Origin of the sequence: Paenibacillus sp. FSL E2-0190, assembly GCF_037992965.1 — a bacterium.
GTDB classification, from domain to species: Bacteria; Bacillota; Bacilli; order Paenibacillales; family Paenibacillaceae; genus Paenibacillus_AQ; species Paenibacillus_AQ odorifer.
This window is the reverse complement of sequence record NZ_CP150306.1, coordinates 2,711,542-2,734,694: the sequence shown is the minus strand read 5'-3', so window position 1 is coordinate 2,734,694 and position 23,153 is coordinate 2,711,542. Positions and strand designations below refer to the sequence as shown.

Below are 23,153 nucleotides of genomic sequence, written 5' to 3'. Positions count from 1 at the left end.
TAAAAAAAGACCGTTGGGCAATACTTTTAATAATAGTTGTCTTTGAATTTATTAATATAACCTACAGTTTAATATTCGAACAATCCATAGAGTGGTTTTCTTTGATTATATTAATTCTCTTTGTTTCTTTAATTGTTAATTCTAATATAAGTAAAAACAAAAAAAATGATTAAATACAACTGCCAAATGGCACTCGTATCCTAAGTGTCTTTTCCTATGTTATCGAATTCCTTTAGGATCTCAGCCACCTGGGCAGCATATTTTTTACTCAGACGCGATTTGCCAAGATTACTCTTCACAATCTTAAGGATTCGGGCATCTCGGCTCTTTGCAAATCTCTCCAGCATAACAAAGCCTTCTTCAGGCTCATTCGCCACAAATACACTCAAGCTGTATTCAAGTCCCTTAGATAATACACGAAAATGCTCAGCGTCCTCATGTTGCGCTCCCCCACCATCTATACTCTCCATGATTCCGGCAGCCAACTGAAGACAATACAGCGTATTTTCTTTCTTTTTTAAAAGAGGAGGATGTGCTAACGCCGCTACAAAAGCCCGTTGTTCAAGCCTGTTCGCACCTTTCTCCCACATGTCAATCAGCTGCCTGAGCAGGGTGAAATCATCCTCCCCTATACTTTGCAACGCCATAGCAGACGCTTCACGCACCCTCCATCGCGAATCATTCATAGCTGTCTTGATGATGTTTTGAATCACTACTTGCTGCTCTTCTCCAGCGTAACTGTAATAAGCACCCAACGCCCTAACTGCACAAAACGGCAGAAACTCACGGGGATCATTCACCCCAGCTTCAGCTTCAGTAATGTCAGTCCAAGAGACGAGCAGCTCCCAGCCTGTATCTGTTAGATTAGGATGAGCGAATTGTTTAGCAAAATGGTCTGAGAGCTCCAAATTCACTCGTGGTCCTGGGAGTTTACTCTCCTGCATCATCAAATCATTAAGCTGTACCCACAGCTCCTTATCGTTTACCCATTGCTGAAACGGCACTTCAATCATCTTTTGCTCAGCCATCTCTGGTCCCTCCGATAGTTATCTTCAGATTCGAACGATTCCTTGCATCGCGTATGCGGGGCACAACCTATAAATAATAAGGTCTGTTCGCACACTACTCTTTATGCCTTAGTCAGAATAACAGGCTCACCTTTAGTCACGATAATCGTATGTTCAAACTGCGCTACCCGACCGTTATCTACAACACTTAGCGTCCAGCCATCCGATTGCTGCTCCACATAGTCCGCTCCAGTCGAGAGGAAGGGCTCTATCGTAATTACTTGTCCTTCCTTTAGCACCGTGGTCACTCTTGGATTATAGAAGGGTAGAATTTCAAAAGGCTTCTCATGCAGTGATTTGCCAATTCCATGGCTGCACAGATTACGCACCACTCTATAACCGCGTTTGCGAGCTTCAAGTTCCATCATTCTGCCGATCTCGTTAACCTTCATTCCTGCCCGCAGATGATTGATCACACTCATCATGGTTTCCTCTGTACTCCGGCATAAACGCAGAATATCATCGTTATAGGGCGGCAGTTGAAAAGAAACGCCAGCATCCCCATAATACCCATTCAGCTCAGCAGAGACATCAATGTTGATCAAATCGCCAGCATTAATCACTCTCGGACCCGGAATACCATGAGCAACCTCTTCGTTCACACTGATGCAGGTGCTGCCCGGGAAATTATAAGTTATCTTCGGGGCTGAGGATGCTCCGAAGCTTTCCAGAATCTCAGCTCCAATAAGATCTAACTCCGCAGTCGTCATCCCAGGGGTTACTTTCTTTTTCATCTCGGCGATGGTGTGGCCCACCACTTTTCCAATAGCTTTTAACCCTTCTAAATCTTGTACCGTATCACTTGTCATCCAACACACATTCCTCTCACTTCATGAATTAATCATTTGTCCAGCCTCTGAAATGCACTCCCTACCCACTGAAAAGTATCTTCCACTTGTTTGCCTGCTGCGTTATCGTAGTAACTTCTCTTGAAGCTATGCTCATCAACTTTATCCAGTTTTATGGAATACCGCTCAGGACTGCTGATAAACAGCTGATTTTCAGGTTTAATAGGCAGTTCTTCTATCACGTTATTTCTTCTGAGTGTAAAAAGCTTGTAGAAATAACCGTTACTCGTTCCATATTGTCCGATCGTAAAATCGGGATCACCATCTCCATTATAATCCTCAAACTGAAGCTGGAAAAAATCATTAAAGGTCTGGGCAAATTGATCATTTAACGGATAGCTACTCAGTGTTTTTCCATGCTCATCAGTCACTACTAGCCTAAATCGGCCACTCCAGTTTCTTCCCGCTAACGGACTCGGTGTAGTCCAATCTTCGCTATATGTCCCCTCTAGCAGTTGCAGATTTAAAAATCCCGCTCTGCCTGTGACCGGAGACAGTTCATTATGTGATAGGGTTACTGGACCTGTTACCTCGACAGAAGTCTCCACAGGGTCTGCCTGTTCAATGTTCTCCGTATCGATTGTTCCATAAATGAGCTTTCTTAACTGGTCAGAGTTTTTTACAGGAATTGTATAGCCCTGACTGCTGTTCTCTGCTGTAGTAAACATCCCTTCATGTCCAAGTTGATCTCCAAGCGCTATGTAATAATCTTCCGAATAGCCGTCCCCATAAACAAGCTTCATTTCAAATTCCGGACCCCAATCCAGATCATCAGAAAATTTCTTACTCTTGTTCATAGCCTCCGCAAGCGTCTTGATCAAAACAGAATCCTTTAGCGTTAAGCTCTCTGAGTGCAAAGGACGATCCGCTTGTTTCTGATCACTCGTTGCCACGGGTGTCAACGACACGCCTTCGATCCATCTGGCATTGATGAAGCCCAAATCACTTTTACATCCGCTTAACACTACGACCAATAACAAAGGTGCTATCCATATTAACCGCCTAATGCGAATCGCCTCCAATACATAAGCATATTCCAATTATAACAGTGTCTATAAATATATAAAAACGACTTTATGAACACGCGATTAAAAAAAGACTACAACCTGCTTATTAAAGCGTGGTTCTAGTCTTAAAATGGCAATTGATTAGATTACTCCCATCGTTTTGAGCCAAGCATCCGCAATAAGTGCATGACCTGCAGGAGTAGGATGTACTCCATCATATGCCCAGTAAGCCGGTTCTGCTTTTACGGAAGCCGCTGCAAAAAGTCCATCTAGCGGAACCAGCGGCGCCCCATATTCACGTGCCAGCTCGCGGACAATATGAATTTTAGGATCAAGATCCTGACGCCAAGTTCTACGATCTTTCGGTACAGGCAAAACAAAAGGCTCTATAAGCACTAATTTAGCATCTAAAGATTTCTGAGTGCGTTCGATCAGGTCCCGATACGAAGCTTCAAACTGCTCGGGAGTGGTTTCTTCACCAGAATCAAAACGCCGCCAAGTGTCGTTAATTCCAATATAAATGGACACCCAAGTCGGCTTCAAATCCAGACAATCCTGATCCCAACGTCCCTGTAAATCAACAATACGGTTGCCACCAATACCACGGTTAATAAAAGTAAGATTCTTCTCTGGATATAAATACCCCAGACGAGCGGCGACCATCATTGCATAACCTACTCCAAGTGATGAAGCGTCTTCATGATTACGCCCCCAGTCTGTTATGCTGTCCCCTTGAAACAGAATGACATCGTTTTGTTGGAATATCATAAATGAAATCCTCCTCTAACTACCTCTGTTAATATAACCCAATCTATTATATCAAATACAATGAATACAGCCTACTGTGAAACATCAATAATGCAAACATTTCACTAAAAAAACAATAACAAAAACCCCGCTCAGATTTGAGCAGGGTTTAGGGTTAAGCTATATTAGTAAGCTAGGCTGAACAATCCTTTAATGTGGGACAAGTAACGGATATTACTTGCTTCCTTCATCAGAGTTGCAGGCAAGCCCTTTAACGGAGTAGAACTTGCACCAACGATGGCAACACCGTCTTTACGGCCTAAGCTAGCAAGTGTACCAGAGTTGATTGGGCTAAAGCTTTCAAACGATTTATTTTTCAAGAAGGCATACAGATTGTATCCGATCAATTCACCCATTTGCCAAGCGATTTGCGCAGTTGGAGGGTAAGGACGTCCATCTTCTGCAAAGACCACCGCGCTGTCACCAGCAACGAATACATCTTTGTGGGAAGTGGATTGCAAGAATTCATTCACCGTTGCACGACCTCGGTTAACTTCAAGACCCGATTCGCCGATGAGTGGATTTCCTTGTACGCCACCAGTCCATACAAATGTGTTAGCAATAATTTTTTGACCGTCTTTCAAGTCAATCGCATTGCCTTCTACATTCGTAACAGGAAGACCTGTCAGGAATTGAACACCACGTTTCTCCAAGCTTGCTACAGCACGTTCGATTAATGCATCTGGCAATACTGGAAGGATTTTAGGACCTGCTTCAACGAGCATAAGCTTAATTTCTTTAGGATCAACGCCATATTTTTTAGTAAGTGTAGGCAATACATCCGCGATTTCACCAACAAGCTCAACACCTGTTAAGCCGCCGCCACCGATCAGGATGTTTGCATCTGCTTCATTTTTCGATTTCGCATATTCACGAATACGATCTTCAATATGTTGATGAATTTTGTTAGCATCTGCAGCTGATTTCAATACCATACTGTATTGTTCAAGCCCTGGAATGCCAAAATAAGCTGTAGTGCTGCCAAGACCTACAACAAGCGCATCATAAGTAAGTGTCACACCATCAGAAAGAACAATTTGTTTGTTCTCCACAGAAAATGAATTAACCTTCGCGATTTTCAGGTCAATATCTTTCCCTGCGAAAAGCTTAGTTAGAGGCATAGCTACAGCACCCTCTGCAACACTACCTGCTGCAAGACGATGCAATTCTGTAATGATTTGGTGGGTAGGATACTGATTAACTACAGTAATTTTAGCTTCATCTTTTTTGAGATATTTGCGTACGGTTAAGGCGCTTAGTAGACCACCATAACCTGCTCCTAGAATGACAATATGTTTAGACATGATGTTTCCTCCGTCCCTTACGTATAAGATATGAAAATGATTATTTCTGCTTACTGCGTTCTCCAGCAACTTGAAGGTATGCATTTACGAAACGGAAAAGCTTTTGCGCTTGCGGATCTTTCAACAACTTCATAAGACCAAAAAGACCAATAACTTCGTTACTTTCATTCGCACGATCTTTTGCTTCGATCACTGTAGCTGCCATATTCTTCGCGGAATGCACTACAGGTTCAGCAAGTTCTTTAATTGCACTTACCGTATCACTTTTCAAGACATCATCCGCTGCGACAGTTTGCACAAAGTCATAGGACTTTGTAAGCACGCCAACAAGCTCAGTTAATTTTGGCAGCTGTTCCACCAAGACTGTTAATGATTCCTGAACTTCTGGTTTCAAGAGCTGTTCTAGAACATCCATTTGTTCCTTGCTAACAGCTACTTTTGGTGATTCTTGTTCAGGTTGTGTTTGAGTGATTGATTCTGACATATCCAAATCTCCTCTGCAATAAGCTTTGCTGCTTAATAGTAATGAAAAACATAAGAACTTTTAACGCCATATTTCTATTATAGCACTTATCAAGTTATAAATGTCACAAAGTTTTTGAATTTCCATAAAAATTTGTGATTTTTATTACATTATAATAAATTATTTAAATTACTAGTGTTAATTAAAACCGTTTGAGTGAATTAATGTACAAATTCATTCAAATTCTTCTCAGTTTTCAACAAAACATCCACAATGTCCATATTCTTCTCTGTTAGAAGTAACCTGAAATAAAGAGAACGCAGGAAGTTCTTTGTATTTATTCGAGTAACGTACTGGCTGTGGCTTCTAGGCCAACTGCCACATTGCGCCAAGTTGAGAATCCAATCGGTTATAGACTGCTGTGGAAGTAAATGATGATCGATGATTGTAACTATAATAGTAGCAATCCTTTCATCTTCTTCCTCCCTGAATATGTATTGATCGTTATAAAGCATCTTTTGAATAACTGCCAGAACCTCTTCCCGCACCTCGGCATCACTCTCCGAGCATAAAACCAGCTCATCCAAGGCGTCTGCGCCATGGGCTGCTGCGTGTGCCCAGCCTTCTTTTTCCATATAACCTCTTAAGTCCCGTTCTTCCTCATAATAACGAATCAAATCCTGCTTCACCTTTATAAATTCAGAGCTATCCAATATAGCCATTTCCCTATGCCTCTGGAGAATAAGAGCAACAACCAATACAGAAAATGTTCTTGTATACACCGTCAGATCTTCTTTATTCCCAATGTGATAAAAAAGATGCTGCTCGTCAAGAAGTATCCACAGCAGTTCACGAAGCTCCGCATCATTAAACCAACGTTTCTCATTAATCCATTTGTAGAATGTGGAATAAATCAATTCATCACGCAGTACAGGCTCGGGATCTCCTATATGCTCAAGCATCAACTTCACATAATCCTTTATGTCCTCTCCACTTCTAAGCTCGTAGTCATTCTCTTCGATTCTTTGCAAATCTATCATCAATTGTTCTCTACTATTAATCAATTTATCCACCCTTTCATCCACTGTGTTTCTACATATCCTAATATCCTAATTTATGTCCTATTTTTTGACAACAGGGTGTTCAAGATTAACTTCAATAAATTTTATCATTGACGAATTTTTTAAGCTGTGTTATTTTGAGTTAGTAACATTTAGTTAGTTCATTTACAAATATCAGGTGTTGATATTTTACAACCGAATACATACACAACGGAGGAATACTTATGAGCGCTTTTACAGACTTGATTCAGTCACGCAGATCCGCTATGAATTTTGTGGAAGGGGTTATCATCCCTCAGAATGAATTAGAGGAAATGTTCTCTTATGCCAGATTGGCACCCTCGGCCTATAATCTACAGCATACAAATTACAAAGTGATATCTAACGAGAGCTTAAAAGAAGAAATTCGCGAAGCAGCTTACGGCCAATATAAAATCCATACTGCTTCAGCAGTTATTGTAGTGCTAGGAGATAAGCATGCTTATCAGCAGGCTCCAGAAATCTATGGCGGGCTTAAAGCTTTAGGAGCGATGTCACAAGAGGAATATGATGAGCAAATAGAGATGATTAACAATGCTTACATTGATAAGGATGCTTTTCAAAGAGATGAAGCAATACGTAATGCCTCTCTCTCTGCCATGCACTTTATGCTGATCGCCAAAGATAAAGGCTGGGATACCTGCCCGATGATCGGCTTCGATGCTGATGCTATCCAATCCACCTTGAATCTGCCAGATCATATGGTACCTGTTATGCTGATCACGATCGGCAAAGACAAAAAACATAAAATCAGACCCCGCGGCTACCGTAAGCCAGTCAACGAATTCGTTGAATTCATCTGATTATAGATACAGCAAAACGTTCCATCCGAGGCAAGTAGCGGGTGGAACGTTTTTTAATTGGAACTCATCATGAAGATAATGAACCGTACACCCGATATACAAGAGGGGCTCTACTTCGCATATTGTAAAATGGCTATCGCTGCTCGTTCCCGTCGTTCGGAGTCATCACAAATCAAAGCATCTTTCAAAATATTAAGCGCCTTAGAGAGTGTCTCCTCATCCAATTCCAGCGGACTATTCACTTCTTGTTCATTAGCAGAAACACCTGTAATCCACAGATCCAAGCGAGCACTTGGTTTGGGACCCTTATATTGTACAACCGGTGCACTTTGGTTAAATAACTCCCGCACGCCTGTGTTTAGTTCAGAAATCGGCACACTTTTCAACCACGTCACACCACGCCGATGGCATGTACCCTCGTCAACATTATCAGTAAACTCGTTGTAAAAATAATCTCCGAGGTCCCCGAGATGTACCCAATCTCCATCGGCCACCAGCACATAATCTCCATCTTGCATCGTATGTACAAATAGCTGAAGGGCTCGCAGATGTTGCGTAAGCTCCAACTCACTATATTGGTATGTGCCAATCAATCGATCACGAAGTTCCTCTGTGCTTAGATTCTCCAGATCCCCTATTCCGGGGTAGCCGATACTCACATAATTATCCTCCAAAAATGTGCTGATCCGCTCAATCCCCAGTGGCTTCGATCCCATCCGAAACAGATTCATATGTCATTCCTCCAAATACTTAATAAAATGCTTGTAGTAGCCCTTGGATTTGGGAGTAACAAACCGTCCATCATTCGCAGAATCCTTCATTAGTTTATGAAGCTTCGGACCTCCAGTATAGGGATCTACTACGCTAGCCTTAAGTCGTGTCGCTTGGATTGCCTTCTGAGGACAAGAATAAACACAACGCATACATAATAAACAATTTTGACTGAAAACAATTCCTTCTACGCCGCTACTAATATTGGATGTTGGACAGTTTCTGACACATTTTAAACATAGTGTGCAAGCGTCGGTTGTACGCAATCCTTTGGCGAAGTATTTTCCCCCTTGGTGTTCCTCACAATAATATACTGTTCTCAGAACCCGCTCCAACACAGGGTGAATCGGCAGATTTCGTGGTGTCCGGTTTACGATTTCCTCTGCAAACAATTCCACCTTACGCTGTGCGGCTTGATACAATTGCTTATTCAACCTGTCATTGTATTTGATATAAAAATTACATGGCATCGCCAAAATCGAATTGTGAAAGGGATTATATCCCTTCCCACGCAAAGAACGAAGCACCGTATTCGAAGCACCGTTATTGATATAGTGTGGAGAGGATGCCGTTTTGAATACAAATGCCGGGGTTCCATTACAATCAGGTAGCCCTTCTGCAAAACGTTCAACAAAACCGGAAGCGCCAAAGCCTAGAACCGGATGACCAATACCTATAAGATCATAGGCTTCATATTCTACAGAACGAGTGCCTTTAAAAACATCTTCCACTCTAAACAAATCTACATCTTGCCCTTTACTTCTTAGCCTTTCAGCAAATTGCTTAGCAATAATCTCCGTATTGCCCGTACCTGAGAAATAAAATATGGCCGTCTTTGCATTATGCATTCCATCCCCTCCCAGATCAAATATACCTCATTCCCGTCTGGGAAAGCTGTGAAGTTGAAGTGGGTTTTGGCTATTTCGGACTCAGTTGCTCTTATTTCCATAATTCCGCTCATTTTGCCACACTATCGGACTCAGTTGCAGCTATTCGCTCAAATGCACTCCTTTTCTGCACAAATCAGGGGCAATAAGAGCTATACAGTCCGAAACCTTTGCAAAATGAACCAATGTGCTGAAATAGCTGCAATACGGTCCGATACGATCTCAATCGAGCAAAAGGTAGCTGGTTTCGAGATGTAGGCGGCTAAGTTGAGCTATAGGGAACTAATTCCACGCACGGTATAGTTAGGTTGAGCTATAGGGAGCTAATTCCGCACGGTGTAGATAGGTTGAGCTATAGGGAGCTAGTTCCGCACGGTGTAGATAGGTTGAGCTATAGGGAGCTAGTTCCGCACGGTGTAGATAGGTTGATCTATAGGGAACTAATTCCGCACGGTGTAGATAGGTTGAGCTATAGGGAACTAATTCCGCACGGTGTAGATAGGTTGAGCTATAGGGAACTAATTCCGCACGGTGTAGATAGGTTGAGCTATAAGCAGCTAGTTTAAGCACTGGGCAGCACGTTTAGGAGCAAATTTGGTAGGCGACGTTTTTTCCACCAACTATTCGGACTCAGTTGCAGCTATTCGCTCAAATGCACTCTTTTTCTTCACAAATCAGGGGCAATAAGAGCTATACAGTCCGAAACCTTCGGAATATGAACCAATGTGCTGAAATAGCTGCAATACGGTCCGCTACGATCAAGTTCAATCAAAAGGTAGTTGGTTTCGAGGCGTAGGCAGGTAGTTTGGGACGTAGGCGGCAAGGTTGAGTAATAGGTAACTAATTCCGCACGGTGTAGATAGGTTGAGCTATAGGGAACTTATTCCGCACGGTGTAGATAGGTCGAGCTATAGGGAACTTATTCCGCACGGTGTAGATAGGTTGAGCTATAGGGAACTTATTCCGCACGGAGTAGCTAGGTTGAGCTATAGGGAGCTAATCCGCACACAAAGTAGCTAGGTCGAGCCCTAGACAGCTAGTTTAAGCACTGGGCAGCACGTTTAGGAGCAAATTTGGCAGGCGGTGTTCTTTTCACCAACTATTCGGACTCAGTTGCTCTTATTTCCATAATTCTGCTCATTTTGCCACACTATCGGACTCAGTTGCAGCTATTCACCCAAACCTACTCAAATACTGTACTTAACAAATCCTCAATCATGCGTCCTCACAGGAGTAATTAAAAAAAGTGTGGACGAAGATGCGTCCACAGGCAGGATCACCAGCGCCCTTTCTTTTCCCGCGAACCTGATTCTAAGCGTCTCACTATCGATCGCCCGAAGGATGTCCCTGAAATATTTTCCGTTAAAGGCTACTCGAAAATGATCACCTTCCAGATGCTCCAAAGGAATCTCTTCTTTTACATCCCCAATTTCTGCAGTCTTGGACACTAAACTTAGCGTATTAGAAGGAAGTACGCTGAGCATAACACTCTCACCAGCCAATATAGAAATACGTTCAACCACATGTAACAATCGGTCTTTCTTAACAATCACTTCGGAGAGGTACGCTTTTGGGATTAAATTATTGACAGAGGGATAAGTTCCTTCTAAAAGAGCAGACTGAACCCTCAATCCATTAGAAATAAATCTGATCTGCTTGGGGCCTATTTCTAAATCGGTGCTGCTGTCTGCATCATCGTTTAATATTTTCAAAAGATCCTCCAGGGTGCTGCCCGGGATTACAACATCTAAAGGAATTGCCCCGTAATCATCTACGCTTTCAACAACATGCTGGGCGAAGCGGATGCCATCAGTGGCGACTACACGAATATTATGCTTCTCTATTTGCAGCAAAACTCCTGTAAGCACAGGTCTGGTTTCCGATGAAGAGACCGCAAAAACCACTCTTTTAAATATTTGCTTCAGGAGAGTGTTCTTCATGCTTATCCTTTGAATGTTTGGATGATCTATGTATTGGATTCTCGGAAACTCTACCGCATCCATTCCACACAAACGAAATTGAGTGTTTCCTGATTGAATATTTAAAATCAATGACTCTACGATTTCCAGCCTAATTAGTCCAGGATCAAGCTTACGAATGATCTCATAAAAATAACGCGCGGGAACTACGATCTCACCTGTGTTGTGCACAACCATCGAATCCATCTTCACAGGGAGCTTATATTCAATGGTCATTCTTATATTGCTGGCTGTTAATATCAGACCCTGAGTTTGCGCCTGAATAAGTATTCCTGACAGAACACGTGAGGAGCTATTCGCGGATATGGCTTTTAATGCTGCCTGCAAAGCGGTACTAAGAGAATCTTTTGAAACATGGATTAGCAAAGACTTCACCTAACTCTCCTTAGATTCCTTTACAAAATGCGCCTCAATGATGTTCCGAAATACTTGGGAGCGAGATGCGTTCTGATCCGCACAAGCCTGCTCTATCTCCTGCCAAACGTCCTCAGATAACGTCAAAGATACCTTTTTAGTTACACCAGTGCTTTTTCTACCTGCACCTTCCCGAAGACCTCCCCTTGTAAAAAGAAACCCCAACTGCCCGTCTTTAGTGGCTACACCTACTTTGACTTTATCCTTGTTGTTACTTGCGCTATCGCTAGTGACTTTATCTTTAATTTCGCTAATACTGCTCCCCTTGTGTTCGCCTTCGAATTTATGATCACCCAATCCCTCACACCTCCATATTTGAATTTAGTAACTTAAATCAATATATCCACTAATTTCATAATACCATAATCGCCATTAATCCACCACATTTCTAACCACAAAAAAACACCCCAAAGATCGGAGTGTGTGCGGTGGGCTGGGCAGAGTTGGGTATGAGTTGGGTATGAGTTGGTATGAGTTGGTATGAGTTGGGTATGAGTTGGGTATTGCAACGTTAACCCATGGATTTTTTTATTTTGCTCAAAATCGTTTGGGAATGTATGAGTTAATTGCACTTTATACAACTATAAACAATACATTGTGCTGCCCGAGCGAAATAAGTGTATTCTCTGCAACTAAATTCAACGATATTAACAAATAAGTGTGAAAAGACTTCTTTTAACTGCACCAAATGCAACTAAAAGTGACTAAGCTTCTTATCTCCTGCAAGTAAGTGTATAAACTGCAACTATCCCGTTTGCCCGCTCCCGGACACACGCACGCACACCCTCATCATGCCACTAACCCAACCTTCCTCCCCTCTCCCTCACCTCATCATGCCACTAACCCAACCTTCCTCCCCTCTCCCAAAGACTCCTTTCCCTACAACTCCCATCACCATTACCTCAGAACTCCCTACACATGTAAAAATAGCTCGCCTCATAACTCAACGTGTGGCACATATTAATATCTACTCTTCCACCCACCCGCCTTACCGAAACTACACTATCTCAGGATGTTCTGATAATTTGGTGGAAAGTCTGATTTTTTGGGGTCTTTTAGATGCTTGAACGATTCAAGCTTCACCTTAGGACCAGGAGAGATCCTAAAAGTCATGGTATCTTCTCCAACTGAAATATGTGGACCAACTGTAGGATATACGTTAAGTGTAATCAAGAAATCAAACCCCCGGAAACCATTGGTCCGCTTCACCTCTGTCACATCCACAAAGTAAGGATAAACCATTGGCGATTCTCGCAAAAGCGGCGAATAAATATCTGCAATCTTTTTCTCAATATGGGGTAAAAGAAATAACATCAGCATGTCTTGAAACTTAAGTTCGCGAGAATCTTGATCTGGCAGTTGAAGTCCCGAATCAGACCTGGAAGGTGTTACAGACTGAGGTTGAATTAACCTATTTGCGGAGCAAGGTTGTGGCGCCAGAAATAGCATCACTGCGACAAGAAGGGGAGCAATCCAGCTTTTTTTCATCACAATAGCCTCCTTAGGGAACTTTATATAAATTCCCCAAAGAGACCCTATTTCTATACGTTAAATCTCAATCCTGTTAAAAAGAAAGGGTTCTCCCTTAAGATAATTTCTCAAGATCGCTAACGCATACAACTGTTCTGCTTTTAGACCCTCGGTTTCCCTCGGATCGGATGCGTGATGGCAATAATTTTCGATCATCACCATGACCGTAAAATTCTCTAAAGTCTGAACCCACTCCCCGTCAAGCTTGGCGATACTTTCGTACCCCTTAATGACCCCTTCTCTTTGCAATGGATACAGTCCAAGAAGGGTATGTGCTACGTCATAAAGATAATACCCCCAACCACATCTCCCAAAATCAATCGGCCGAGGCTCACCCTCTTTAAATATGATGTTGCCTTGATGTAAATCTCCATGGATAACGCCATAAGACCTTCTGTTCTTATTTTTATGCTGCTTGCTTAACCAATTGTATAACTTCTCAGCTGCCGACTGATACAGCACAAACTCTTCATCTGTAAGAAAACAATGATAATGCAGCTTTAAACGAAGCATTGCTTTTCGAAAGCTATGTTCATCCCAAACAGGACGATTAAAGCCAGGGGGTAACTCCAGCTCCTGTGCCGCCTTATGTAGCTTGGCTAATAGAACGCCTTCTTTGTAAATTTGTTCTTCGGTAAGATTTTCATTCGCATGTTCCCCTTCAACCCAGCGCATTAAAGAGGCATAAACACCTTCTCCATTTCCCTGTTCCACTCTGAACGTTACAGCACCCGTGCGATCATGAACACCTTTTGGCAGGGGGACATCAATTTTGCTCTTCAAAAGCTCCAGCCACGCGATTTCGGAGTTAATTTCCTCTTTAGATCTCCCCGAATGAAGGCGCAGTAAAAAAGTTCCCTCTTTATTAGTTTCGATAACAAAGGTACAGGTATCCGATAGCTGGTTAAAACGAATCTGCGTCCAATCCAGGTCAAAGTTCTGAAGCGCTATTAAAGCTGCCTGCTTATAATTTTTTCTCATCGCAAAGGAAGGAACAATTCAGTCTCATCGGGCCAGGAAGGGTTCGCAAATTGATAGATTTCTATAACCAATCCACGATCATTACTCTGCAAACTGCTATTAAATTCTCGCTTCATTTCCGGCAATTCAAGCACTTGGACTTGGCTTTCATCATTCATAAATAACCATCCCTTCAATGATCTATAAAAATGAAAACTATCTGAAAAAATATTTATCTTGAAAATATTTTCAGAAAACTAAATAATAGAAAAGCAATACTTACATGTCGGATCTATCATCTTAACCAAGGTGGAGCTTCATTACAGGCAGAAGAAAGGTTGAACATCGGCATCATGAACGCAATTCCAAACCTCAACAAGGCACAATCACGCAAAGAACGAGCAGGGAAAGAGCCCTTTCCCATCTCTATACTTTCTCTTACGGTAGGCGCTTTTGCGATTGGTATGACTGAGTTTGTTATTATGGGTATTTTACCAAATGTCGCCAACGATTTACAGGTTAGTATTTCGACTGCTGGCCAACTCATTACAATGTACGCACTTGGAGTGGCCGTTGGCGCACCCATCCTGACCATTCTCACGCAGCGTATTCCGCAAAAGAAACTGTTATGTCTTCTCATGATTCTTTTTATACTGGGCAACGGAATCTCTGTGTTTGCACCAAACTATACCGTTCTCATGGTAGCTCGTATAATTACAGCTTTAACTCATGGTACTTTTTTTGGGGTTGGCGCAGTCATTGCATCCAATCTTGTACAACCCAATAAGCGGGCCGGAGCCGTATCTATTATGATGGCAGGTTTAACGATAGCCAATATTGTCGGAGTTCCTCTAGGAACATTTATTGGACAAAGTATGGGCTGGCGGGCCTCATTTGCAGCGATTGCTGTCATGGGAGTCGCCGCGCTGATCGGCATCCTCATTTTTATTCCAAAGCTTAAACAAGAGAAACCAGCGAGTGTTATCCAGCAGATTGCTGCTCTGGCTAATCCAAAGCTGCTGCTATTCTTATTGATCGGGGCGTTAGGGAACGCCAGCTTGTTCACCGTGTTCACATATATTACTCCACTGCTTGAAGAAGTGACCGGTTTTGCTGAACATAGTGTGACTTGGATTCTAGTCTTATTCGGCTGTGGGGTGACCATCGGGAACATCGTTGGCGGAAAGCTTGCGGATTGGAAGCTGATGCCTTCTATCGTGGGACTTTATTTTGCAGTCAGTATGATTCTAACGATCTTTTCCTTCACGATGCATAGCCCAATAGCTGCGGTAATCACAATATTTTTCTGGGGTATGGTGTCCTTTGCCGTCATGCCAGGTCTGCAAATACGGATTATGAGTCTGGCTCAGGCTGCCCCTGCACTTGCTTCAACGACCAGCCACTCCGCCGGGAATCTCGGTAACGCAGCGGGTGCCTTTATTGGCGGTTGGGTTATTTCTCATCTAGCGATCACTTCGCTTCCTTGGGTCGGTGCGGTTCTAGTGGGCCTTGGTCTGGTATTAGGCATAGCTTGTTTTGTAGCAGAACGGAAAGAAACTGTAGCGTAAGCTTTATAGATATGTATACAAAAACGAGGGTGCTCCCAAAGTCATCATGGCTTGAGGCACCCTCGTTTTTTATATTTCAGAGGAACAATTCTGCTCTTCTAATCTTCAACATCTGCTTTGCACCTTTTTGAAATTCATAAGGAACCTCTAGTTCCTCTGCAGTAAATCCTTGCCTCACCAAATCATCAATAAGGCGGTCTAATTGCTTATACCTTTTACAAGAGAGGTCGACTAGTGGAAAGATTCGAAGCTCGCCTCTCGTCACCCGCATGAGTTCCTTAACAGTCTCTAAATGAAATTCATAGTCCAGCCGATCGCTGTACATAAATAGAAAGTGTGCAGATAATGTCAGGTCAAATGCTTCATCCGCAAAAGGCAGATCCGGAAGTATCACAGGAACATAACGCTCCGGGGTTTGTCTTCGATCCTTAGTGCTGGCGGTTAAAGCTGCGTTCCTCGCTTCGGTCAGTCCCTCGATTGATTTAAAGTAGTTCCAAACGAAATTATCCTGTACTTTTTCCATTCCGGACATCGCATGCGCAATATCTTGAACCCCTTTGTCTGCCAGCTCATCTTCAGAGTAATAGTAAGCAATATCAGCAGCCGTTACTTCACCACGCAACTGATTCGCTATTGCTGTAAAAGAGCAAGCACCCGCAGGACAATCCAGAATGCTCTGGCCGATAAGATCTGATTCCAGCAAATCAAACATACGTATATATTCCTCATAGGTTCTGCCAATAAAAACAATTCTCTCCAAATCAAGTTTTCCCTTTGCTCCGCTCATCTCAGCTCACCTTTCCTCTTCTAGGCTCATCTACACTTCTACTTCTGTTTTAATATACGAATAAGGTAATCAATTAGAATACCCAAAATCAAAAACGTTCCAAAATGAATAATATAAGTTGGGAATCTGACGCTGATTAACGCACTATTGGTTCCCCATCTCGGATTATTTACATCAACCATGAAGCTTTCAAAAGGTTCTGTAAAGATCAGTGTATCTATAATAGGGTTCAAACGTACAAGAATAATATTCGCGATCCCCACCCCCAGATAGTCACTCAGACAGATGATGATACTTATAATCGAAAGCCAGAAACTGAATTTCCTCCTAAAAAACATCAAACACCGCCCTTTCTATTTTTTCTATTTCTTAACAATTCGTTTAAAATTCAAAATATCCTTGTCACGGTTAGTTCCTGTTTTAAAAAATGATACAAACTGGAGCTCGCTTGCTTAAGCGGATAATCTGAAAGTTTACATAGGATCCCACAGGTCATATCAATAACCTTCCCCTCCAGCTTCCGTACTATAGTTCCTGCTGGGGCTGGATTCAGCACAATCTCAGGAACAAGTGCCACACCTAAACCACTTCCCACAAAATATTTCAGCGCTGTCATGCTCCCAATCTCCATTGTATCTAGTGGCGGCCCGCCTGATTCCTGCAGCACACTTTCTAATTTTTTACGATAAGGACAATTCGCTGCCGTAATCAGTAAGCGATGACTCTGTAGATCCTCTGGGGTGATACGTTCCTTGGATGCTAGCGGATGCTCTTCTGGCAAAAGTAACAAGAATTCCTCCGCAAATAAGGGTTCAAAATACAGCTCCTTACCGAGCTCTGGTGCCGAACACACTGCCAAATCAATTTCACCACGCAGGAGTAGTTCACTAAGTGCGGCGGTTCCCGCAATATCCACGGAGATCTTCACTTTAGGGAATTGCACCATAAACCTACTTAAAAGCTGCGGCAAACGATAGCTCGCCGTAGGGTCCGTTACCCCTAATCGCACGTTGCCAGCTTCCCCTATTTTTAAATCAGCCAAACGGCTCTCTAGTCGTTCCATATCTTTAACAATATGTAGGCTCTCTTCATAAAACAATCTGCCTGCTTCTGTTAAGCTGATTTGCTTCCCCCGCTCAAGCAATTGACATCCCAGATCAGATTCAAGCCTTTGCATCTGCATCGTAACTGTAGATTGGGCATAGTTCAATTCTTCTGCTGCGCGATTAAAGCTTCCGGAAGTTACGATCGTTTGAAAGGTTTTTATTGTTTTTAGATCCATCCTAGTGCCCTCCCCTATTCAATTCAAATTAATTGAACCAAACCTTCATTATATTCAATTATACGAAATCCACTTTTCTCTATAGAATACTTTATAACAACAACATACGCCAACATAAGGAGTGATTGAGGGTGGATCTCAACAATAAAGTCGCATTAGTAACCGGTGGAGGGACTGGAATTGGCAAAGCTGTAAGCTTGGAGTTATCCAAACGCGGAGCCCACGTCGTAGTGAACTATTCTAGATCTGAGGATGAAGCCAATGAAACCGTAAAGACGATTCTGAATCAAGGAGGGTTGGCTATAGCAATACAAGCGAATGTGTCTAAAGATCAGGAAGTGCGAAGTATGGTCGATTCGATTATTCAGCATTTCGGGACAATAGATCTGCTAGTGAATAACGCCAGTATAACTAAACATATTGCTCTCGGAGATCTGGAAAAGGCAACAGAGGAAGTATGGGATGAGTTATATGATGTAAATGTGAAAGGAATGTTTTTCTGCGCCAGAGCGGTTGCACCGTATATGAACCAAAAAAATTCAGGAGCCATCCTCAATCTCGGCAGCATCGCTGGACAGACAGGCTTAGGCTCATCCCTTCCTTATGCCGTCTCCAAAGCGGCTGTCCACGGTCTTACCAAATCGCTGGCACACGCGCTGGCTCCCCATATTAGAGTTAACTGTGTAGCACCGGGAGCCGTTGCTACTAGATGGTGGTCTGGACGAGAAGAACAAATGCATAAACTAGCCCCTAATCTGCTGCTTCAGCATATTTCAACCGCCGAGAATATCGCCCAGTTCGTCTGCGCTGCGCTAGAACAGGAAGCAATGACTGGACAGATCATTACTATAGATAGCGGACAAACATTGTAACAGCCAAAACAGCAAATGGTATGTCAGAACTACTTTTAAATATCATTAGCTGGTTTTTGCGTACCGTACAGGAGGAAGTGAAGCGTTGATAGCATAATTGGGGAATTTCTCCCTAAAATTCTAAGTTTTTTGGTCATCCAGCCAATAATTAGGGAAAACCTCCCTAATTATTGGCTAATTTGCTGGAAACTAACAAATTCGCCTGATTTTCAGGGAATAATTCCCTGATTTCGTTGATTTAAAGCAAATATCGGCTATTTTCAGGGAGGTTTTCCCTAATTATTATATAGCCAACACTATAGGAACCATAAATGCATCCGACATACCACATAACGTATACCACACCCCCTCTCATAGAACGTAGCACATAGCGTACATACCACCTATAGCCTGAGGGTTAAAGTAAGAAGCTGCCCCAAAAGTAGAATTTTCTACTTTTAGGACAGCCTCTTCAGCATAACTATTGGTGAAGATTCTTAGTTAGGTTCATTACCCCAGATCAGGTTACCTGAGATGTAGGCGGGCGCTTTTGTCCAGTCTACAAAATTGGTATCAACCGCATTAAAGGAGTAATCTCCGGTTTGAGTGTAATTTGACCAATCCTCTTTAGCTACTCGCACTTGGATATCGATGCTCGCACCCGCAGCTAGTGAACCTGCTGCACTCGAGAATCCAAGCTCCAGATAATAATCCGCATCCGCTTTAGCCGTTGGCAGCTTCACAAACGTGCCCGTTACATTCGCGCTTCCAGCCTGTGACCAATCGCAGAAGAAGCTTTGTGCCTTCTCTCCGTCAATTGTGTAATAATATCTTAATTTCACATCAGAAAGTGCAACGGCACTTGTACTTGTGTTCACCAGCTTAAACTTTGGATTTAGCGTATTTCCGGAAGCAGTCACTGTACCGTTATACATCTGCACTTTCAGTGCTGCTGTAGGAGCTACTGACGTATCTGAGAGAGTGACAACCAAGGATTGTGCCGCTCCGGCACTAAACTCAAAGGTCAGCGTTGTCGTTCCTACCGCTTGAGTTGCCAAATACTCCTTCTTGAGAGTGACTGTTGATCCACTTACCGTATAATCCGTTCCTGCTACGAGGGTTGCCGTTCCGTTCTTGATCGCACTCAGCGTATTTCCGTTCAACGTCATAGTTACTGCAACGTCTGCCTGATTTGCTGTTTTCTTATCAAATCCCGCGCTTGTTGGCGTTATCGTGGAGTTGGATACTGGTGTTGTAGTATCCGTTACCGCTACCGCCAAAGATTGTGTAGCTCCAGCGCTAAAGCTGAACGTCAGCGTTGTCGTTCCTACCGCTTGAGTTGCCAAATACTCCTTCTTGAGAGTGACTGTTGATCCACTTACCGTATAATCCGTTCCTGCTACGAGGGTTGCCGTTCCGTTCTTGATCGCACTCAGCGTATTTCCGTTCAACGTCATAGTTACTGCAACGTCTGCCTGATTCGCTGTTTTCTTATCAAATCCCGCGCTTGTTGGCGTTATCGTGGAGTTGGATACTGGTGTTGTAGTATCCGTTACCGCTACCGCCAAAGATTGTGTAGCTCCAGCGCTAAAGCTGAACGTCAGCGTTGTCGTTCCTACCGCTTGCGTCGCTAAATACGCTTTTTTAATCGTCACTATTGATCCACTTACCGTATAATCCGTTCCGGCTACGAGGGTTGCCGTTCCGTTCTTGATCGCACTCAGCGTATTTCCGTTCAACGTCATAGTTACTGCAACGTCTGCCTGATTCGCTGTTTTCTTATCAAATCCCGCACTTGTTGGCGTTATCGTAGAGTTAGATACTGGTGTTGTAGTATCTGTTACGGCTACCGCCAAGGATTGTGTAGCTCCAGCGCTAAAGCTGAACGTCAGCGTTGTCGTTCCTACCGCTTGTGTCGCAAAATACGCTTTTTTAATCGTTACTGTTGATCCACTTACCGTATAATCCGTTCCGGCTACGAGGGTTGCCGTTCCGTTCTTGATCGTGCTCAGCGTATTTCCGTTCAACGTCATAGTTACTGCGACGTCTGCCTGATTCGCTGTTTTCTTATCAAAGCTTGCAGTTATTGGCGTAATGGTCGAGCCTGTAGCTGGTGGATTTACAGGATCAGCATACAAAGTGCCTCGGCCATTCGTACCGAGATATACACGTCCATAGATTCTTGGATCCCCAGTAATCGCCATATTGATCTTAGCGTATTGGTGAGCATCGTCATTAATACGAACCCAAGTTGCGCCAACATCATCGGAACGGAATACGCCCCGTACACCATCAATCTTAGCTACGGTATACAATGCCATATAAGTTTGGCCCGGAGCAGCCTTACCATAACCAATAAGGTCAGCTTCTTCTACATTCGTTAACTTCGTGAAGCTCGCACCTGAATTAGTGGAGTGCCATAGACCATATTTATTCTCAACCGTATTTCCTCCGGCAAACCAAATGTCACCTTCAATACCTGGAACTGCCTTCATACTGATTTGGGCTTCGTTCGGCTGTAATCCAGCCACATTATTGGTCGGGAAGCCCGAAGCTGCGGTGGCAGTAAATGTAGCTCCACCATCCACACTTACATAGAAGATTCCTGCATAAAATCCATAGTATTTGTTAGGATTCACGCGATCAGACGCTATCTTCGCGCCTGCCGGTAATCCTGCACTTGCTGTCCAAGAATTGCCTGAGGTTTTGGAATAATACACCCCGATATCTGAGGTGCTCCACAGAATGGAATTACCACTTGCAGAGACAGCTACTTGTCCATGGCCAACCGTTGTTTTGGTTCCATTGGAAGGCTCGGAGTTTGGCATGTACCAATTCACTCCACCATCGTTAGAGATACCAATGGACTTCATACTTGGCGTTTTTTCTTTATCTGCACTGCCTACCCGCACCATATAGGACGGACTCAGTTCAGCATAGTCAATACTCATCGTCGTTGCCCATGAAGGACTGGTCTGGAATTTAGTCGGCGCTACCGACAAATCCTCATGACGGAAACCGGAAACGTCACCAAGTGCAGTGATCAAATGGGAGGTTCCCGTTGGCGGGCTAATTAGCCCCAGCACTGCAGTTTCCTCCACACCTTTTGCCATGACAGAGATATTTACCTTGCCTCCGGTATCCCATGAGGTCAAATTGTTCGAGCCATAAATTGTTGCTCCAGTGCCGTACATCATTCGATTCGAGTTAAATGGATCAATTTCCAAATCACCCATCATCCAGCCTAGCTTCGGTGAAGGATCCAGGGATGTTGAAGTAGTTCCATGATCGAGCCATGGAGCAGCGGTGATGTCCATGCTGAACTTATAAGTCCGTTCTGGATAATTGCCCCAATCCCAAATGCGACTCCAAGTAGCCCCACCATTGGTACTGCGGAAAATAACTTCATCAGGCCACCAAGCGTTTAAGCTGGATACCATCAATGTGTTAGGGTGCTGAGCATCCAGCGCCAATCCACCAAAGCCATACCAGTTATCTTCACCGGTCGTAGGACTGATATTGGTCCAAGCCCCACTAGTTTTGTTGTATTTCCAAACTTCACCCTTACTGCCATCATAGGGACCTACACCATTACTATAAGTAATATAGAGATCACCTGTGGATGACAGCTCGCCGTGATGTGGCAAGAACCCCGTAGGTTGTCCAGCCAGAGCTGTCCAGGTTACTCCACCATCTGTACTCCGATATACGCTGCTAGCCGTATCGGCCACACCGACATATATCGTTTGAGTAGCGTTGCCAAGTGTACCTGTGCTCTTATCGAACGTGATCCAAGACAATCCGACAAGATCATTCCCATAATCAAGTGTCGGATTCTGAATATACGTTCCTACGTTTGGAAAAGAGGTTACCTTTGACCAAGTTACACCCGAATCAATACTTTTCCAGAGACCATTACCACTTCTAGCTCCAAAATAGAGAATGTTGTTCTTATTGGGGTCGATGACTAGACGTTCACCAGCGGAACGGCCAGGCATATTGCCACCTACTTTAAAAGGCAGTGGAGTAGTTTGCCAGGTGTTCCCCCGGTCATTAGAGCGCATAATCTGGCCATTATTATCCCAATGATTAGTATACGTACCCGTTGCCATGTAGACTTTATTAGGATCAATTGGGTCTGTAGCCAGAGCATCAACACCATTCTTGTTCCAATCCACCCAGCCTACCGAGTCACTAATTGATGTCCAGCTAGATGTAGCTTGATTCCAGCGATAGGCCCCGCCAATATCTGTTCTGGCATAAATCAGATTCGGTTCAGTTTGATTAAAAATAATTCCGGGTACAAAGCCCCCGCCAGCTCCCGTTACAACGCTTTTCCAGGTGTAAGGTTCACTTGAGGCTGCATGGGTAGTAGCTGGGAATGCAGAGAATAAAGAGCCTACCATCGCGCCAAGCAGGACCAAAAGTCCTGTTTTCCGGATACGGTTACGAATCACGTTTTACGCCTCCTACGATATAATTGGTTTGTTTATGCCTTCTTCTTACTCTATATCCCTGCTCCTCCCTCCCCCTTAATCCATACCTTCAGAACTTAGACTCCATTTTCTGATAACGCTTTCATTATAATGGTAAGGTTTTTCATTATCGAGAGAAAATGGTTATATTTTGCAGAAGATTGTCTCTAAAAATCGTACCATTTTCACACTTCAGGATACAATTTCACTAAATTTTGATTGAAAATAATTCTGCTGATAAAGAAAACCT

General features: G+C 43.3%; 21 protein-coding genes and 1 pseudogene. 3 read left to right on the top strand and 19 right to left on the bottom strand.

All coding sequences use genetic code 11. The features are described 5' to 3' along the window. Positions 1-200 precede the first annotated feature (200 nt). The 7 genes from NST25_RS11670 to NST25_RS11640 all read right to left on the bottom strand — a co-directional run bounded on the left by NST25_RS11670 (position 201) and on the right by NST25_RS11640 (position 6,560). Entirely contained in the window at positions 201-1,028 is an 828-nt protein-coding gene (locus tag NST25_RS11670) for a hypothetical protein (RefSeq protein WP_339190612.1), read from the bottom strand. 101 nt (positions 1,029-1,129) lie between these two features. Then, positions 1,130-1,876, bottom strand: a complete 747-nt coding sequence (gene map, locus NST25_RS11665; RefSeq protein WP_076218952.1) for a type I methionyl aminopeptidase — start codon at positions 1,874-1,876, stop codon at positions 1,130-1,132. 32 nt (positions 1,877-1,908) lie between these two features. Next, entirely contained in the window at positions 1,909-2,895 is a 987-nt protein-coding gene (locus NST25_RS11660; protein WP_143761996.1) for a hypothetical protein, read from the bottom strand. A gap of 168 nt (positions 2,896-3,063) precedes the next feature. Further along, entirely contained in the window at positions 3,064-3,690 is a 627-nt protein-coding gene (locus NST25_RS11655; protein WP_339190611.1) for an SGNH/GDSL hydrolase family protein, read from the bottom strand. 164 nt (positions 3,691-3,854) lie between these two features. Continuing rightward, complete coding sequence (locus tag NST25_RS11650; RefSeq protein WP_036685891.1) at positions 3,855-5,033, bottom strand: NAD(P)/FAD-dependent oxidoreductase; 1,179 nt, start codon at positions 5,031-5,033, stop codon at positions 3,855-3,857. Positions 5,034-5,073: 40 nt separating this feature from the next. After that, positions 5,074-5,517: a DUF1641 domain-containing protein gene (locus tag NST25_RS11645; protein WP_036685888.1), complete on the bottom strand. Its 444-nt coding sequence runs from the start codon at positions 5,515-5,517 to the stop codon at positions 5,074-5,076. A 200-nt stretch (positions 5,518-5,717) separates the two neighbouring features. Then, positions 5,718-6,560: a DUF2785 domain-containing protein gene (locus NST25_RS11640; protein ID WP_339190610.1), complete on the bottom strand. Its 843-nt coding sequence runs from the start codon at positions 6,558-6,560 to the stop codon at positions 5,718-5,720. A 221-nt stretch (positions 6,561-6,781) separates the two neighbouring features. On the opposite strand from NST25_RS11640, the gene NST25_RS11635 reads away from it, so the two are divergent. Continuing rightward, entirely contained in the window at positions 6,782-7,399 is a 618-nt protein-coding gene (locus NST25_RS11635; RefSeq protein WP_076129923.1) for a nitroreductase family protein, read from the top strand. A 110-nt stretch (positions 7,400-7,509) separates the two neighbouring features. Here the strand turns inward: NST25_RS11635 and NST25_RS11630 are convergent, their stop codons facing one another. The 7 genes from NST25_RS11630 to NST25_RS11600 all read right to left on the bottom strand — a co-directional run bounded on the left by NST25_RS11630 (position 7,510) and on the right by NST25_RS11600 (position 14,119). Next, positions 7,510-8,130, bottom strand: a complete 621-nt coding sequence (locus NST25_RS11630) for a hypothetical protein (protein ID WP_339190608.1) — start codon at positions 8,128-8,130, stop codon at positions 7,510-7,512. Positions 8,131-8,133: 3 nt separating this feature from the next. Next, complete coding sequence (locus NST25_RS11625) at positions 8,134-9,018, bottom strand: EFR1 family ferrodoxin (RefSeq protein WP_076179332.1); 885 nt, start codon at positions 9,016-9,018, stop codon at positions 8,134-8,136. 1,250 nt (positions 9,019-10,268) lie between these two features. Next, the gene (gene dnaN, locus NST25_RS11620) at positions 10,269-11,411 is read right to left on the bottom strand and encodes a DNA polymerase III subunit beta (RefSeq protein WP_339190607.1); all 1,143 of its coding nucleotides are present in this window, start codon (positions 11,409-11,411) and stop codon (positions 10,269-10,271) included. After that, positions 11,412-11,747, bottom strand: coding sequence for a hypothetical protein (locus NST25_RS11615; protein WP_254857132.1), 336 nt, complete (start codon positions 11,745-11,747; stop codon positions 11,412-11,414). A 705-nt stretch (positions 11,748-12,452) separates the two neighbouring features. Next, positions 12,453-12,938: a DUF3888 domain-containing protein gene (locus tag NST25_RS11610; protein ID WP_076187648.1), complete on the bottom strand. Its 486-nt coding sequence runs from the start codon at positions 12,936-12,938 to the stop codon at positions 12,453-12,455. A 60-nt stretch (positions 12,939-12,998) separates the two neighbouring features. Then, entirely contained in the window at positions 12,999-13,961 is a 963-nt protein-coding gene (locus NST25_RS11605) for a phosphotransferase (RefSeq protein WP_076187646.1), read from the bottom strand. Next, positions 13,958-14,119, bottom strand: a complete 162-nt coding sequence (locus tag NST25_RS11600) for a hypothetical protein (RefSeq protein WP_175617408.1) — start codon at positions 14,117-14,119, stop codon at positions 13,958-13,960. Before NST25_RS11600 ends, NST25_RS11605 begins: the two co-directional genes overlap by 4 nt. A gap of 174 nt (positions 14,120-14,293) precedes the next feature. Here NST25_RS11600 and NST25_RS11595 point away from each other — a divergent pair, with 174 nt between their 5' ends. After that, positions 14,294-15,508 (top strand): MFS transporter, encoded by a 1,215-nt coding sequence (locus tag NST25_RS11595; protein WP_076129958.1) that lies wholly within the window; start codon positions 14,294-14,296, stop codon positions 15,506-15,508. 76 nt (positions 15,509-15,584) lie between these two features. Here NST25_RS11595 and NST25_RS11590 read toward each other — a convergent pair whose 3' ends face one another. Genes NST25_RS11590 through NST25_RS11580 form a run of 3 tightly spaced genes read right to left on the bottom strand, consistent with a single transcriptional unit; the run spans position 15,585 to position 17,577 of the window. Beyond that, positions 15,585-16,295 (bottom strand): SAM-dependent methyltransferase, encoded by a 711-nt coding sequence (locus NST25_RS11590; RefSeq protein ID WP_339190605.1) that lies wholly within the window; start codon positions 16,293-16,295, stop codon positions 15,585-15,587. A gap of 38 nt (positions 16,296-16,333) precedes the next feature. Next, on the bottom strand, positions 16,334-16,633 hold the full coding sequence (locus NST25_RS11585) for a hypothetical protein (protein ID WP_076100716.1): 300 nt from the start codon (positions 16,631-16,633) through the stop codon (positions 16,334-16,336). 50 nt (positions 16,634-16,683) lie between these two features. After that, positions 16,684-17,577, bottom strand: a complete 894-nt coding sequence (locus NST25_RS11580) for a LysR family transcriptional regulator (protein WP_339190603.1) — start codon at positions 17,575-17,577, stop codon at positions 16,684-16,686. A 131-nt stretch (positions 17,578-17,708) separates the two neighbouring features. On the opposite strand from NST25_RS11580, the gene NST25_RS11575 reads away from it, so the two are divergent. Then, entirely contained in the window at positions 17,709-18,449 is a 741-nt protein-coding gene (locus tag NST25_RS11575; RefSeq protein WP_076220260.1) for an SDR family NAD(P)-dependent oxidoreductase, read from the top strand. Positions 18,450-18,925: 476 nt separating this feature from the next. Here the strand turns inward: NST25_RS11575 and NST25_RS11570 are convergent, their stop codons facing one another. Both NST25_RS11570 and NST25_RS11565 read right to left on the bottom strand, forming a co-directional pair. Beyond that, positions 18,926-19,708, bottom strand: a complete 783-nt coding sequence (locus NST25_RS11570; RefSeq protein ID WP_339191176.1) for a X2-like carbohydrate binding domain-containing protein — start codon at positions 19,706-19,708, stop codon at positions 18,926-18,928. Further along, positions 19,682-22,834 (bottom strand): annotated as a pseudogene (locus NST25_RS11565) (X2-like carbohydrate binding domain-containing protein); the annotation flags it as partial. The gene NST25_RS11570 and the pseudogene NST25_RS11565, both read right to left, overlap by 27 nt. Positions 22,835-23,153: the final 319 nt, after the last annotated feature.